Source organism: Agromyces sp. NSFZ (genome assembly GCF_056156205.1).
On sequence record NZ_CM149585.1, the window covers coordinates 3,051,317 to 3,066,092 of the forward strand.

6 protein-coding genes and 3 rRNA genes are annotated in these 14,776 nt (G+C 65.3%); 5 read left to right on the forward strand and 4 right to left on the reverse strand.

Annotated elements, in window-relative coordinates:
- Nucleotides 1-35 precede the first annotated feature (35 nt).
- From rrf to ACVFI9_RS14455, 4 genes are all read right to left on the reverse strand, one after another.
- A 5S ribosomal RNA gene (gene rrf / locus ACVFI9_RS14440) occupies nucleotides 36-152 on the reverse strand.
- Between the two features lie 203 nt (nucleotides 153-355).
- Nucleotides 356-3,459, reverse strand: a 23S ribosomal RNA gene (locus ACVFI9_RS14445).
- A gap of 481 nt (nucleotides 3,460-3,940) precedes the next feature.
- Nucleotides 3,941-5,472 (reverse strand): 16S ribosomal RNA (locus tag ACVFI9_RS14450).
- The 16S, 23S and 5S rRNA genes sit together here, the layout of an rRNA operon.
- A 566-nt stretch (nucleotides 5,473-6,038) precedes the next feature.
- Nucleotides 6,039-6,875, reverse strand: coding sequence for an aldo/keto reductase (locus ACVFI9_RS14455; RefSeq protein ID WP_474762903.1), 837 nt, complete (start codon nucleotides 6,873-6,875; stop codon nucleotides 6,039-6,041).
- Between ACVFI9_RS14455 and hrpA the strand changes: the two genes are divergently transcribed.
- The 5 genes from hrpA to ACVFI9_RS14480 all read left to right on the forward strand — a co-directional run bounded on the left by hrpA (nucleotide 6,874) and on the right by ACVFI9_RS14480 (nucleotide 14,767).
- Nucleotides 6,874-10,923 carry an ATP-dependent RNA helicase HrpA gene (hrpA, locus tag ACVFI9_RS14460; RefSeq protein ID WP_474762904.1) on the forward strand — a complete coding sequence of 1,350 codons (4,050 nt, stop codon included), beginning with the start codon at nucleotides 6,874-6,876 and terminating at the stop codon, nucleotides 10,921-10,923. The two genes, ACVFI9_RS14455 and hrpA, sit on opposite strands and share 2 nt — an antisense overlap.
- 69 nt (nucleotides 10,924-10,992) lie before the next feature.
- Complete coding sequence (locus ACVFI9_RS14465) at nucleotides 10,993-11,523, forward strand: M28 family peptidase (RefSeq protein WP_474762905.1); 531 nt, start codon at nucleotides 10,993-10,995, stop codon at nucleotides 11,521-11,523.
- Nucleotides 11,524-11,620: 97 nt separating this feature from the next.
- Entirely contained in the window at nucleotides 11,621-12,829 is a 1,209-nt protein-coding gene (locus tag ACVFI9_RS14470) for an MFS transporter (RefSeq protein WP_474762906.1), read from the forward strand.
- A 25-nt stretch (nucleotides 12,830-12,854) separates the two neighbouring features.
- Nucleotides 12,855-13,676 (forward strand): aldo/keto reductase, encoded by an 822-nt coding sequence (locus ACVFI9_RS14475; protein WP_474766277.1) that lies wholly within the window; start codon nucleotides 12,855-12,857, stop codon nucleotides 13,674-13,676.
- Between the two features lie 149 nt (nucleotides 13,677-13,825).
- Nucleotides 13,826-14,767, forward strand: a complete 942-nt coding sequence (locus ACVFI9_RS14480; protein ID WP_474762907.1) for a DUF4349 domain-containing protein — start codon at nucleotides 13,826-13,828, stop codon at nucleotides 14,765-14,767.
- Nucleotides 14,768-14,776 lie beyond the last annotated feature (9 nt).

The window sequence follows — 14,776 nt, forward strand, 5'->3', positions numbered from 1 at the left end:
GCCGCCCAACCTTGGGCGGCTCTCTTCGAATGGATGTCCGGCGGTGTCCTACTCTCCCACAGGGTCGCCCCTGCAGTACCATCGGCGCTGCGAGTCTTAGCTTCCGGGTTCGGAATGTGTCCGGGCGTTTCCCTCGCGCTATGGCCGCCGAAACTCTAGAACCAACAGGGGCACACTCTTGGGTGTGGTGTTGGTGGTCTCGGCACCCCGTTCGCCCTGACCGCGGGTGGTCGGGGGGTTGGGGTGTTGTCTGTGTGGTGTTGTTGGGTTTCCGTCTGTTGGGAACCACAGAGTGGACGCGAGCAATCTTGTCGGCCACACAACCCAGCCTTTGCAAACATGGTTGTGTGTAGTGATTGTCAAGTTATCGGCGTATTAGTACCGGTCAGCTGCGACAGTCGTTAGTCCTGTCTTCCACATCCGGCCTATCAACCCAGTCGTCTGGCTGGGAGCCTCTCCCCCGAAGGGATGGAAATCTCATCTCGAGGCCGGCTTCCCGCTTAGATGCTTTCAGCGGTTATCCATCCCGAACGTAGCTAACCAGCGGTGCTCCTGGCGGAACAACTGGCACACCAGAGGTTCGTCCAACCCGGTCCTCTCGTACTAGGGTCAGATCCTCTCAAATTTCCTACGCGCGCAGCGGATAGGGACCGAACTGTCTCACGACGTTCTAAACCCAGCTCGCGTACCGCTTTAATGGGCGAACAGCCCAACCCTTGGGACCTACTCCAGCCCCAGGATGCGACGAGCCGACATCGAGGTGCCAAACCATGCCGTCGATATGGACTCTTGGGCAAGATCAGCCTGTTATCCCCGAGGTACCTTTTATCCGTTGAGCGACAGCGCTTCCACAAGCCACTGCCGGATCACTAGTCCCGACTTTCGTCCCTGCTCGACCTGTCAGTCTCACAGTCAAGCTCCCTTGTGCACTTACACTCGCCACCTGATTGCCAACCAGGTTGAGGGAACCTTTGGGCGCCTCCGTTACTTTTTGGGAGGCAACCGCCCCAGTTAAACTACCCACCAGGCACTGTCCCTGAACCGGATCACGGTTCGAAGTTAGATATCCAGAGTGACCAGAGTGGTATTTCAACAATGACTCCACGAACACTGGCGTGCCCGCTTCAAAGTCTCCCACCTATCCTACACAAGCCACACCGAACACCAATACCAAGCTGTAGTAAAGGTCACGGGGTCTTTCCGTCCTGCTGCGCGTAACGAGCATCTTTACTCGTAATGCAATTTCGCCGAGTTCGCGGTTGAGACAGCTGGGAAGTCGTTACGCCATTCGTGCAGGTCGGAACTTACCCGACAAGGAATTTCGCTACCTTAGGATGGTTATAGTTACCACCGCCGTTTACTGGGGCTTAAATTCTCAGCTTCGCCTTGCGGCTAACCGGTCCTCTTAACCTTCCAGCACCGGGCAGGCGTCAGTCCGTATACATCGTCTTGCGACTTGGCACGGACCTGTGTTTTTAGTAAACAGTCGCTTCCCACTGGTCTCTGCGGCCACTCCACGCTTCCCCCAGCAAGTGGGTTCACGCTTCGGGCCCCCCTTCTCCCGAAGTTACGGGGGCATTTTGCCGAGTTCCTTAACCACGATTCTCTCGATCTCCTCGGTATTCTCTACCTGACCACCTGAGTCGGTTTGGGGTACGGGCGGCTGGAACCTCGCGTCGATGCTTTTCTCGGCAGCATAGGATCACCAACTTTTCATCCGCATCGCGTCTCAGCCTCGTGAACCGCGGATTTGCCTACGGTTCGGCCTACACGCTTGCCCCGGGTCAACCATCGCCCGGGTTCGGCTACCTTCCTGCGTCACACCTGTTAATACGCTCACTCCACCAGACGGGGTCGCATGCCGCCCCACGCGTCACCCCGAAGGGATCGTGCATGGATTAGGATGCTTAGCACTCCTGGTCTCGTGTGGGCGGTTCTTCGCCGGTACGGGAATATCAACCCGTTGTCCATCGACTACGCCTGTCGGCCTCGCCTTAGGTCCCGACTTACCCAGGGCAGATTAGCTTGACCCTGGAACCCTTGGTCTTCCGGAGGACGGGTTTCTCACCCGTCTTTCGCTACTCATGCCTGCATTCTCACTCGTGTGGCGTCCACGGCTGGTTCACACCGCCGCTTCACTCGCCACACGACGCTCTCCTACCCATCACCACGACTGGACCACGAAGGCCTATCGAATGCGGTAATGCCACGACTTCGGTGGCGTGCTTGAGCCCCGTTACATTGTCGGCGCGGAATCACTTGACCAGTGAGCTATTACGCACTCTTTCAAGGGTGGCTGCTTCTAAGCCAACCTCCTGGTTGTCTGTGCAACTCCACATCCTTTCCCACTTAGCACGCGCTTAGGGACCTTAGTCGGTGGTCTGGGTTGTTTCCCTCTCGACGATGAAGCTTATCCCCCACCGTCTCACTGCTGCGCTCTCACTTACCGGCATTCGGAGTTTGGCTGACGTCAGTAACCTTTTGGGGCCCATCGGCCATCCAGTAGCTCTACCTCCGGCAAGAAACACGCAACGCTGCACCTAAATGCATTTCGGAGAGAACCAGCTATCACGAAGTTTGATTGGCCTTTCACCCCTATCCACAGCTCATCCCCTCCATTTTCAACTGAAGTGGGTTCGGTCCTCCACGACGTCTTACCGTCGCTTCAACCTGGCCATGGATAGATCACTTCGCTTCGGGTCTAGGACCTGCGACTGAAACGCCCTATTCAGACTCGCTTTCGCTACGGCTACCCCACACGGGTTAACCTCGCCACAGATCACTAACTCGCAGGCTCATTCTTCAAAAGGCACGCCGTCACCCCAACAAGGAGGCTCCGACGGTTTGTAAGCAAACGGTTTCAGGTACTATTTCACTCCCCTCCCGGGGTACTTTTCACCTTTCCCTCACGGTACTTGTCCGCTATCGGTCATCTGGGAGTATTTAGGCTTATCAGGTGGTCCTGACAGATTCACACGGGATTTCTCGGGCCCCGTGCTACTTGGGATCCCTCTCCGGCCGGCCAGGCATTTCGACTACGGGACTCACACCCACTCCGGTCCGGCTTTCAATCCGGTTCGTCTATACCTGACGCGTCACCGCGACTGCACGGCAGTACAGTCCGAGAGGTCCCACAACCCCGACCATGCAACCCCTGCCGGGTATCACACATGACCGGTTTAGCCTCTTCCGCTTTCGCTCGCCACTACTCACGGAATCACGGTTGTTTTCTCTTCCTGTGGGTACTGAGATGTTTCACTTCCCCACGTTCCCTCTACCCGCCCTATACATTCAGGCGGGAGTCACCAGGTCACCCAAAGGGCCCGGCGGGGTTTCCCCATTCGGAAATCCTCGGATCACAGCTCGTTTATCAGCTCCCCGAGGCTTATCGCAGATTACGACGTCCTTCTTCGGCTCCAGATGCCAAGGCATCCACCGTTTGCTCTTAGAAACTTGAAATCACATGAGTTCGAATCGCACACCCACACCCCCGAAAGGGCACAGATGCGAAATTGACCAGTGAACACCGAACAACACCCCCGAAAGGATGCTCTTCAGCGTTTCACCTATTGTGATCAACACCCCCGAAGGGGCATCAATCTAAGATGCTCGCGTCCACTATGTAGTTCTCAACAGACGGCCAGAACCCCCACACCCACCAACCACACAGGTCGGTCTCGGTGAAGGCCTGAAGAGTCCAAACCACCCCCGACCCACAGGTCAGGGGATGCGCCCGGTCCCTCAGGACCCAACAGCGTGCACGCACCAACCCCCTCACCCCGACCCGTTCCAACCACCCCCCGAAAGAGACGGCGTACTAGAACCAGGACGACTCAGCTGATGCCTATGTCAATGTTCCACCCATGAGCAGCCGGCAGACACGTTCGGTCTGATCCGGCATGCACTGCGAAGCCCCGAAAGACTCCGAGTTGCTCCTTAGAAAGGAGGTGATCCAGCCGCACCTTCCGGTACGGCTACCTTGTTACGACTTAGTCCTAATCACCGATCCCACCTTCGACGGCTCCCTCCCACAAGGGGTTAGGCCACCGGCTTCGGGTGTTACCGACTTTCATGACTTGACGGGCGGTGTGTACAAGGCCCGGGAACGTATTCACCGCAGCGTTGCTGATCTGCGATTACTAGCGACTCCGACTTCATGAGGTCGAGTTGCAGACCTCAATCCGAACTGAGACCGGCTTTTTGGGATTCGCTCCGCCTTACGACATCGCAGCCCTTTGTACCGGCCATTGTAGCATGCGTGAAGCCCAAGACATAAGGGGCATGATGATTTGACGTCATCCCCACCTTCCTCCGAGTTGACCCCGGCAGTCTCACATGAGTTCCCACCATGACGTGCTGGCAACATGCGACGAGGGTTGCGCTCGTTGCGGGACTTAACCCAACATCTCACGACACGAGCTGACGACAACCATGCACCACCTGTAACCGAGTGTCCAAAGAGTTCCACATTTCTGCGGCGTTCTCGGTTATGTCAAGCCTTGGTAAGGTTCTTCGCGTTGCATCGAATTAATCCGCATGCTCCGCCGCTTGTGCGGGCCCCCGTCAATTCCTTTGAGTTTTAGCCTTGCGGCCGTACTCCCCAGGCGGGGCGCTTAATGCGTTAGCTACGACACGGAAACCGTGGAAAGGTCCCCACATCTAGCGCCCAACGTTTACGGCGTGGACTACCAGGGTATCTAATCCTGTTCGCTCCCCACGCTTTCGCTCCTCAGCGTCAGTTACGGCCCAGAGAACTGCCTTCGCCATCGGTGTTCCTCCTGATATCTGCGCATTCCACCGCTACACCAGGAATTCCATTCTCCCCTACCGCACTCCAGTCTGCCCGTACCCACTGCAGGCCCGAGGTTGAGCCTCGGGATTTCACAGCAGACGCGACAAACCGCCTACGAGCTCTTTACGCCCAATAATTCCGGACAACGCTCGGACCCTACGTATTACCGCGGCTGCTGGCACGTAGTTAGCCGGTCCTTTTTCTGCAAGTACCGTCAAAGCCCGAAGGCCCCTTCTTCCTTACTAAAAGCGGTTTACAACCCGAAGGCCGTCATCCCGCACGCGGCGTTGCTGCATCAGGCTTGCGCCCATTGTGCAATATTCCCCACTGCTGCCTCCCGTAGGAGTCTGGGCCGTGTCTCAGTCCCAGTGTGGCCGGTCACCCTCTCAGGCCGGCTACCCGTCGACGCCTTGGTGAGCCATTACCTCACCAACAAGCTGATAGGCCGCGAGTCCATCCCAAACCGAAAAAACTTTCCACCCCGAACCATGCGGTCCAGGGTCCTATCCGGTATTAGCTCCGATTTCTCGGGGTTATCCCAGAGTCCAGGGCAGGTTACTCACGTGTTACTCACCCGTTCGCCACTAATCCCCCCAGCAAGCTGGAGTTCATCGTTCGACTTGCATGTGTTAAGCACGCCGCCAGCGTTCGTCCTGAGCCAGGATCAAACTCTCCAAAAAAACTGGTTCAACCAACCCGAAGGCCAGTCAAGTTCGATCTCCGACAGAGAAACAACTGACTCAAAAAATCAAATTGTCCATCAATCAAAGGAATCCCACCCACCCCCGAAGAGGCAGGACAGGGTTCAAAAATTGGCATTGAACATAGTGCACGCTGTTGAGTTCTCAAGAAACGGACGCACCTGAGTTTCAGCCTCACGGCCTGCCCTCAGGGCAACCTATCCATGGTACCACGTGACCACGAAAACGAGCCGCCGTCGCAGCCGTGAAAACGACTGCTGACACAACGCGGATCAACGCTTCGTGAGGAAGTGGAGTTTCATCTTAGGCTTGAAATCACCGAGTCGCAATGCGCCTTCGAGGTTATTTGGCTAAGATGACCGCCGTCTCGGCCGGGCAGTTCAGAGCTTCTCGCTCCTCCGCTTCCCGCACCGCCGTGGCGATGAGTAAGAATTTACGCGGATCCGGGAGCGGTGCCAAATCAGGCTCGCATCCCGGGCGTGTCGCCCGGGACGCGCCCGCCACACTGCGTCGGGCAGCCCCTGATCGTCGGCGGTTTCCGACGCTCAGTTCACCTCGTCGGGGTGGGCGCTCATGCGCCCCTCGCGCTCGAGCGCGGTGATGGCGTCCATCTCGGCGTCGTCGAGCTCGAAGCCGAAGACCTCGAAGTTCTCCGCCATGCGCTCACGGCGGTTCGACTTCGGGAACAGGATGTGCCCGCGCTGGAGATGCCACCTGATGACGACCTGCGCCGGCGTCGCACCGTGGGCCGCGGCGGCATCCGCCACCTCGGGGAGCTCGAAGAGTGGGTACTTGCCCTGCCCGAGCGGCCCCCATGCCTCGATCGCGATCGCGTGCTCCTCGGCGAACGCGGCGGTCTCGGGCTGCTGGTGGTACGGGTGCAGCTCGATCTGGTCGACCGCCGGCACGATGCCGGTCTCGGCGAGCAGCCGCTCGAGGTGCGGCACGAGGAAGTTCGAGACGCCGATCGATCGGGCGCGTCCCGACTCCCGCAGTCGCTCGAAGGCTCGCCACGTCTCGACGTAGCGGTCGTTCGCCGGCGACGGCCAGTGGATCAGGTAGAGGTCGACGTACTCGAGGCCGAGTCGCTGGAGGCTGCGGTCGAACGCGTCGAAGACCGACTGGGTGCCCTGGTCGTCGTTCCAGAGCTTCGTGGTCACGAAGAGCTCCTCGCGTGGGATGCCCGAGTCGGCGATCGCGCGCCCGACGCCCTCCTCGTTGCCGTAGATACGAGCGGTGTCGAGGTGGCGATAGCCCACCTCGAGTGCGTCCGTCACGATGCGTTCGGTCTCCTGCGGGTCGACGCGGAACACGCCGAAACCGAGCTGCGGGATCGAGAAGCCGTCGTTCAACTGGATGCGGGGTACGGGGGACCGGGTCATGAGCCCATCCCATCACGTTCCCGACGGCATACGATGGGAGGCTGTGCTTCCCGCGATCACCTATCCCCCAGAGCTGCCCGTCTCCGCGCAGCGCGAGGAGATCGCGCGCGCCCTCCGCGACCACCAGGTCGTGATCGTCGCCGGCGCGACGGGGTCGGGCAAGACGACGCAGCTGCCGAAGATCTGCCTCGAGCTGGGCCGCGAGTCGATCGCGCACACGCAGCCCCGACGCATCGCGGCACGCACGATCGCCGAGCGCATCAGCGAGGAGCTCGGCGTCGAGCTCGGCGGACTCGTCGGCTACCAGGTGCGATTCACCGACCGGGTGAGCGACTCGACGCGCATCAAGGTGATGACCGACGGCATCCTGCTGAACGAGATCCACCGCGATCGCGAGCTGCGCCGCTACGACACGATCATCATCGACGAGGCGCACGAGCGCAGTCTCAACATCGACTTCCTGCTCGGGTACCTCAAGCGCCTCCTCCCGCGCCGACCCGACCTCAAGGTCATCGTCACGAGCGCGACCATCGACCCCGAGAGCTTCGCCAGGCACTTCGCGGATGCTGCGGGCAGGCCGGCGCCCGTCGTCGAGGTGTCGGGGCGCACCTACCCCGTCGAGATCCGCTACCGGCCGCTCGTCGCGGAATCATCGGGGGACACCGGCGAGGAGGCCGACGACGAGGGTGCCGCCGCCGAGGACAAGGACGTGCAGCGGGGCATCCTCGAGGCCCTCGACGAACTCGAGCGCGAGTCATCCGGCGACGTCCTCGTGTTCCTCTCGGGCGAGAGCGAGATCCGCGACGCCGAAGCGGCCGTGCGCGCGCACTACGGCCCCTCGACCGGCTCAGGGACCAGGCGCGGAGGCGAGACGGAGGTGCTGCCGCTGTACGGACGACTCTCGTCGGCCGACCAGCACAGGGTGTTCGAGCCGTCGAAGGTGGTGGGCCTCCGACGACGGGTCGTCCTCGCCACGAATGTCGCCGAGACGAGCCTCACGGTGCCGGGCATCCGGTACGTCGTCGATGCCGGCACCGCCCGCATCAGCCGCTACTCCGTACGCTCGAAGGTGCAGCGCCTGCCGATCGAGGCGATCTCGCAGGCCTCGGCGAACCAGCGGTCGGGCCGGTCGGGCCGTACCAGTGACGGCATCGCGATCCGCCTCTACTCGGTGGAGGACTTCGAACGGCGTCCCGCGTACACCGACCCCGAGATCCTGCGCACGAACCTCGCGGCCGTCATCCTGCAGATGGCGTCCCTCGGCCTCGGCGAGATCGAGGAGTTCCCGTTCCTGACCCCGCCCGACAGCCGCGGCATCCGGGACGGTCTCGAACTGCTGCGCGAGCTCGGGGCGATCGACCCTTCGACCGGCTCAGGGGCCGGCTCAGCGGCCGAGCGCGGGCCGCAGCTCACCCGGGTCGGCCGGCAGCTCGCACGCCTGCCGATCGAGCCGCGGTTCGCGCGCATGGTGCTCGAGTCGAAGGCGCAGGGCGTCTCGCGCGAGGTGCTCGCGATCGTCGCGGGGCTCACCATCCAGGATCCCCGCGAGCGCCCGCTCGAGAAGCGCGAGCAGGCCGACGGGTTCCACGCGCGATTCGTGGACCCGACGAGCGACTTCCTCACCCTGCTGAACCTCTGGAACCACCTCGAGGAGCGGCAGCGCGAACTCTCGGGCAGCGCGTTCCGACGTATGTGCAAGGCGGAGTTCCTGAACTACCTGCGCGTTCGCGAGTGGCAGGACCTCTACCGCCAGCTCGTGCGGCTCGCGAAGCCGCTCGGGCTGCACGTGGCCTCTTCGACAGGCTCAGGGACCGGCGCGCCGAACCCCGACGGCATCCACCGCGCGCTGCTCGCCGGACTGCTCTCGCAGATCGGCCTGCGCGACGAGCGCTCCCCGAGCTCGTCGAAGGGAGCTGCCGCTTCGACGAGCCCGGCGAGCAAGGGGCGCCGGCCGCAGGCGGAGTTCATCGGTGCCCGGAACGTGCGGTTCATGGTCTTCCCCGGCTCGGCCCTGGCGAAGAAGCCGCCCGGCGCGCTCATGAGCGCCGAACTCGTCGAGACGAGTCGCCTGTTCGCCCGGATGAACGCGGCGATCGATCCGGCCTGGGCCGAGCCCCTTGCGGGCCCGCTCGTGAAGCGCACCTACAGCGAGCCTCGCTGGGAGCGCCGCCAGGGCTCCGCCGTCGCCGACGAGAAGGTCATGCTCTTCGGCGTGCCGATCGTCGCGAAGCGCCGCATCCAGCTCTCCCGCGTCGACGCCGCACTCGCACGCGAGCTGTTCATCCGGCACGCGCTCGTCGAGGAGGACTGGGACGCGACGCGGCTGGACAAGCGCGTGTTCCGGTTCCTGCGGTCGAATCGTGAGCTTCGGCGTGAACTCGCCGAGGTCGAGGAACGCACCCGCCGCCGAGACATCCTCGTCGGCGACGAAGCCGTCGTGGCCTTCTACGAGGCCAGGGTGCCGGCGGATGTCGCGGACACGCGCGCCTTCGAACGCTGGTGGCGCACCGAGCACCGAACCCGACCCGACCTGCTCACCATGACCGCCGCCGACCTCCTGGACGACGAGGCGGAGGCGGATCGTGGCGACGGCTTCCCCGACCGCTGGCGTCAGGGCGACCAGACCCTGTCGCTCGCCTATCGCTTCGAGCCCGGCGCCGACGACGACGGCGTGACGGTCGTCGTGCCCCTCGCGCTGCTGCCCCGGATCGAACCCACCGGATTCGACTGGCAGGTGCCCGGGCTGCGCGACGAACTGATCCAGGCCCTGCTCCGCACGCTGCCGAAGGTGCTGCGCCGTCAGGTGGTGCCTGCCGCGGAGTGGGCCGCGAAGATCGCCGCCGAGCTGCCGGCCGGCCCAGAGGACGGCGAGCCGCGCGAGCCGCTCGCGGCGGCCGTCGGCCAGGCCATCCGTCGGCTCACCTTCGCACCCGTCGACGCCTCGGACTTCGACCTCGATCGGGTGCCGCCGCACCTGCGCGTGACCTTCCGGGCCGTCGACGAACGTGGACGCGTGCTCGGCAGCTCGAAGGACCTGGGCGAACTGCAGGTGCGCCTGGCCGACCGCACACGAGCCGCCGTGGCGAAGGCGGTGACCGCGAGACCGCGAAGCGCCGCCGCGGAGCCCGTCGGAGGGCGCGCGGCTTCGACGAGCTCAGCGAGCGTCGACTCCCCCGCCCTCGCCGAGCGCGATGGGATCACCATTTGGGAATGGGACGAGCTGCCCACGCACCTCGACACGCGCCAGGCGGGCAACGTGATTCGCGCGTACCCGGCGCTCGTCGACGAGAGGACCTCGGTCGCGCTGCGCCTCGTCGCCACGGCGGAGGAGCGCGATCGGGCGTCGCGTCGGGGCATCCGCCGCCTGCTCGTGCTGGCCACGCCGACGCCCGTGGCCTACGTGCAGCAGCACCTCTCGAACGAGGAGAAGCTCGCGCTCGCGGCGAGCGCGTACCCCGGCACCCGGGCGCTCCTCGACGATTGCCTCGCAGCCGTCGTCGACGCCGAACTGCGAGCCCGACATCCCGAGGGGCTGCTGCGCTCGCGCACCGAGTTCGAGGCGGTGCGCGACGCCGTGGCCGCGACCGTCGTCGACCGGATGTTCGAGACCGTCGCGCTCGTCGCCCGAATCGTGCGCCTTGCGCGCGACGCCGACCGGGCGATCGCCGGCGCGTCGAGCATCCACCTCATGGCCGCGCTCGGCGACGTACGGGCGCAGCTGGCGGCGCTCGTGCCGTCGGGCTTCGTCTCGACCACCGGGCTCGAGCGCCTCCGGCACCTTCCGCGCTACCTCGAGGCGATCATCGTGCGGGTTCGCAGGCTCGTCGAGAACCCTGGTCGCGACCGGCAGGCGATGAACCAGCTGGAGCCGTCGATCGCCGCCTTCGAGGCCGCCGGCGGACGCGTCCCGATCGACCCGGAGGCACCGGAGCGGCTGGTGCGGGTGCGCTGGATGCTCGAGGAACTGCGTGTGAGTCTCTTCGCCCAGGAGCTGCGCACAGCCGAGACCGTCTCGCCGCAGCGGATCGCCAAGGCCCTCGCGGACTGAGTCGCCGGGGGTTGACGGCCCCTCGACCCCCGGGAGAGAGTGAGTCCCATTCGGTGTCGCCGCCGATCCATGAGATCGGCGCGGCACAAGGGCCCGACCGGCAGCGCGAACATCGAGTCGGTCTTCGAGGACTTCTTCGAGTCCGAGGGACTCGCGTCGGAGGCGACGGCGTTCGACGGGCGCTCGGACTACGACGCGTTCATCAGCGCTGGCATCCCCGCGGGCGGCCTCTTCACCGGTGCGGAGGACACGAAGTCCGCTGACCAGGTCGCGCTCTACGGCGGTCTCGCCACGTTCGACGGCGAGCCGGTGTCGTACGACCCGTGCTACCACCAGGCGTGCGACAGCATGGACCCGACCGGCGACGGCGCTGACGCCGAGCTCTACGAGGAATTGAACGCGGCCTACGACGGCGCGCTCGAGTACCAGGGCGTGATCACCAACGTGAACACGCTGGCACTCGAGGAGATGTCGGATGCCGCTGCGCACGCGATCCTCACGTTCGCGACGTCGACGGCCTCGGTGAGCGGCACGGCGAAGGGCTCGCCGGTCGCCATGGAGAAGGTCGGAGACCGACTCGGTTCCCACTTCCGGCGCTGACGGAAGCCCACCGAAGCCGGCCTCCCGCACCGCGGTGCGGGAGGCCGGCCCGCGTGACCCGCGATCCGCCCAACGGCCTCGATAGAGTGGTCGCACCGTGGGCAGCTACTCCGATCTCCTCAGAACCTCGGGCGTCGCTCGTATCATCGCCGCCCAGCTGACGGCACGGTTCCCCTCGGGAATGCTCTCTCTGGCGTTCCTGCTGCACATCGAACGCCAGACGGGCTCCTACGGCGCGGCCGGGCTGGTGCTCGCCGCCACGTCCCTCGGGCAGGCCATCGCCGGGCCGCTCACGAGCCGGTTCATGGGTCGATGGGGCATGCGGCCCGTGCTCATCGCGACGCTCGTGGTCTGCGCGGCATCCGTCGTCGCGGTCGCGCTGCTGCCGCTCACCGTGCCGCTCTACATGGCCGTCGGCTTCGTCGCGGGCCTCTCCACGCCGCCCGTGCAGCCCGCGGTGCGCACCATCTACCCGAAGATGGTGAACTCGCGGCAGCTGACTCCCCTGTTCTCGCTGGATGCCTCGGCGCAGGAGATCATCTGGGTCGTCGGCCCGGTCGTCACCACGTTCGTGTCCACGCAGGTCGGCACGGTCTGGGGCATCCTGCTGGCCGCCGTGCTCATGATCGGCGGGGGCATCTGGTTCATCTCGTCGCCCGAGCTCGGGCGTGTGCGCATTCCGCGCTCGAAGCGTCGGCTCGGGGTCGTGCTCACGCGCCCGCCCGTGCTGCTCGCGACGGTCGTGGGGTTCCTCCTCATCGGCGCGGCGGCGGCGATCGAGGCGGGTGTCGTGGCGGCGTTCGGCCACGGCGGCGCCGAGGCGGGTATCGTGCTCGCGATCTTCTCGGTCGGCAGCCTCGCGGGCGGGCTCTTCCTCGGTCACGTGCCCATCGGTCCCTGGTCGACCGCACGCCGCATGCTCATCGTGTTCGTCGGAACCGGGCTCGCCGCATTCTCGATGGACTTCTGGTGGCTCTCGGCGATGCTGTTCATCGCCGGCATCGGCATCGCGCCCGTGCTCGCCGTGCTCTTCGCCATCGTCTCGGCCAGCGTGAAGTTCTCGGACACCGCCGAGGCCTACGGCTGGGTGGGCACGGGCCAACTCATCGGCGCGGCGCTGGGGTCGGCCCTCGCCGGATTCCTCATCGACGGCTACGGCGCACCGGGCGCGTTCTGGGCGGCCACCGGCCTCGCGCTGCTCGGATTCCTCGTCTCCGCGCTCGGCCGGCGATGGCACCCCGACCTCAGGGGCCGCGACGCGAGCCCCATCCCCGACACCGAACCGGTGCCGATGCAACCCAGTTGAGAAGGAGCCACGGATGTCGCCACCGATCACGCCCGCCCCGCGCCTGTCGCTCGACGACGGCGCCACCATCCCGCAGCTGGGCTACGGGCTCTACAAGGTGCCCCCGCCGGACACCGTGCGCCTGTGCCGGGATGCCATCGCGATCGGGTACCGGCACCTCGACACCGCGGCCTTCTACGGCAACGAGGAGCAGGTGGGCGTCGCGGTGCGCGAGGCCGATGTTCCCCGCGACGAGCTCTTCGTCACGAGCAAGGTGTGGAAGGACGACAACGGCTTCGACACGACGCTGCGGGCGTTCGACCAGTCGATGGCGCGCCTGGCCCTCGACCGACTCGACCTGTACCTCATCCACTGGCCGGTACCGTCGACCGACCGCTTCGTCGAGACCTGGCGCGCGCTCATCCGCCTGCAGGAGGAGGGACGCGTGCGCTCGATCGGCGTGGCGAACTTCCACGCCCACCACATCGAGCGGCTCATCGCAGAGACCGGCGTGAAGCCCGTCGTGAACCAGGTGGAGCTGCACCCCTGGCTCCCGCAGGCGGAGCTGCGCGAGTTCGACGAGGCCAACGACATCCGCACCGAAGCGTGGTCGCCCCTCGCGCGCGGGCGCGTCCTCGGCACCCCGCTGCTCGACGACCTGGCCGACAAGCACGGCCGCACCCCGGCGCAGATCGTGCTGCGCTGGCACGTCGAGCTCGGCAACATCGTGATTCCGAAGGCGTCGTCGCCCGAGCGCCTGCGCGAGAACCTCGATGTCTTCGACTTCGCGTTGGACTCCGACGACCTCACCGCCATGGCGACCCTCGAGACCGGCGAGCGCACCGGCCGCGACCCCGATCTCGACTGAGGTTCGACGCGGTCGATGTCCGGCGAACGTGCGGCCTCGCCGCTTCGTTGGGACCGGTCGTCGACTCCCAGCAAAGCGCAATCCGATCGTGACCCGACTCCCAGCAGGCATCCAGACAACCGGTTCGGGCCCCGCAATACAGTGAGCGCATGAGACGACTCGGACCCGTGGCGGCGACGGCCGCGATCATCGCACTGCTCCTCGCCGGCTGCTCCGTCGGCACCTCGGGCTCCGACGCACCCGGCCCGGCCGTCGAGGCGCCAACGGGCGGAATGGTTCCCGAAGAGGGCCGGAGCGACGGCGAGGCGCAGGACGCCGTCGGCGGCTCGACCGAGTCGCAGCCGACCGACCGCAGCGTGATCACGACGGGCTGGGTGTCGATCACCGTCGACGACCCGGTGGCCACGGCCGAGGAGGTCGCCGGCATCGCCGAGCGCGCCGGGGGCCGCGTCGACAACCGACGAGAGACCCCGGGAACGGCCACGCAGCCGGCGAGCGCGTCCTTGACCCTGCGGATCCCCTCCGACGAACTCGACGGCGCGGTCGCGGAACTCCGGGACCTCGGCACGGTGACCTCGGTCTCCATGGACGCCTCGGATGTCACGCAGCAACGCCAGGATCTCGACGCGCGCATCGACGCGCTCACCGCCTCGGTCGACCGCCTGCGCGAGCTCCTCGGCACCGCCACCTCGATCGCCGACCTCATCGCGATCGAGTCAGAGCTGACCACCCGCCAGGCCGAGCTCGACAGCCTGACGCAGCAACGCGACTGGCTCGTCGACCAGGTCGACTTCTCGACGCTCACCGTCGACCTGGTGACCGAGGACGTCGCGCCCGACCCGGCTCCGGACGACTTCTGGAGCGGGCTCATGGCCGGCTGGAACGCGCTCGTGGGCTTCGCGAAGTGGCTCGGGGTCGCGGTGGGGGTGCTCCTGCCGTGGGTGGGCGTGCTGCTCGTCGCCGCGGCGATCATCGTCGGCATCGTCGTGATCGCCGCCCGGAGCCGTCGGCGCCGAGTGGATGCACCCGCCGCACCGACCGACGCACCGACCGACGCCGACGCATCCCGCACCGAGACGCCGCGGGCGTAGTCTGGCGTC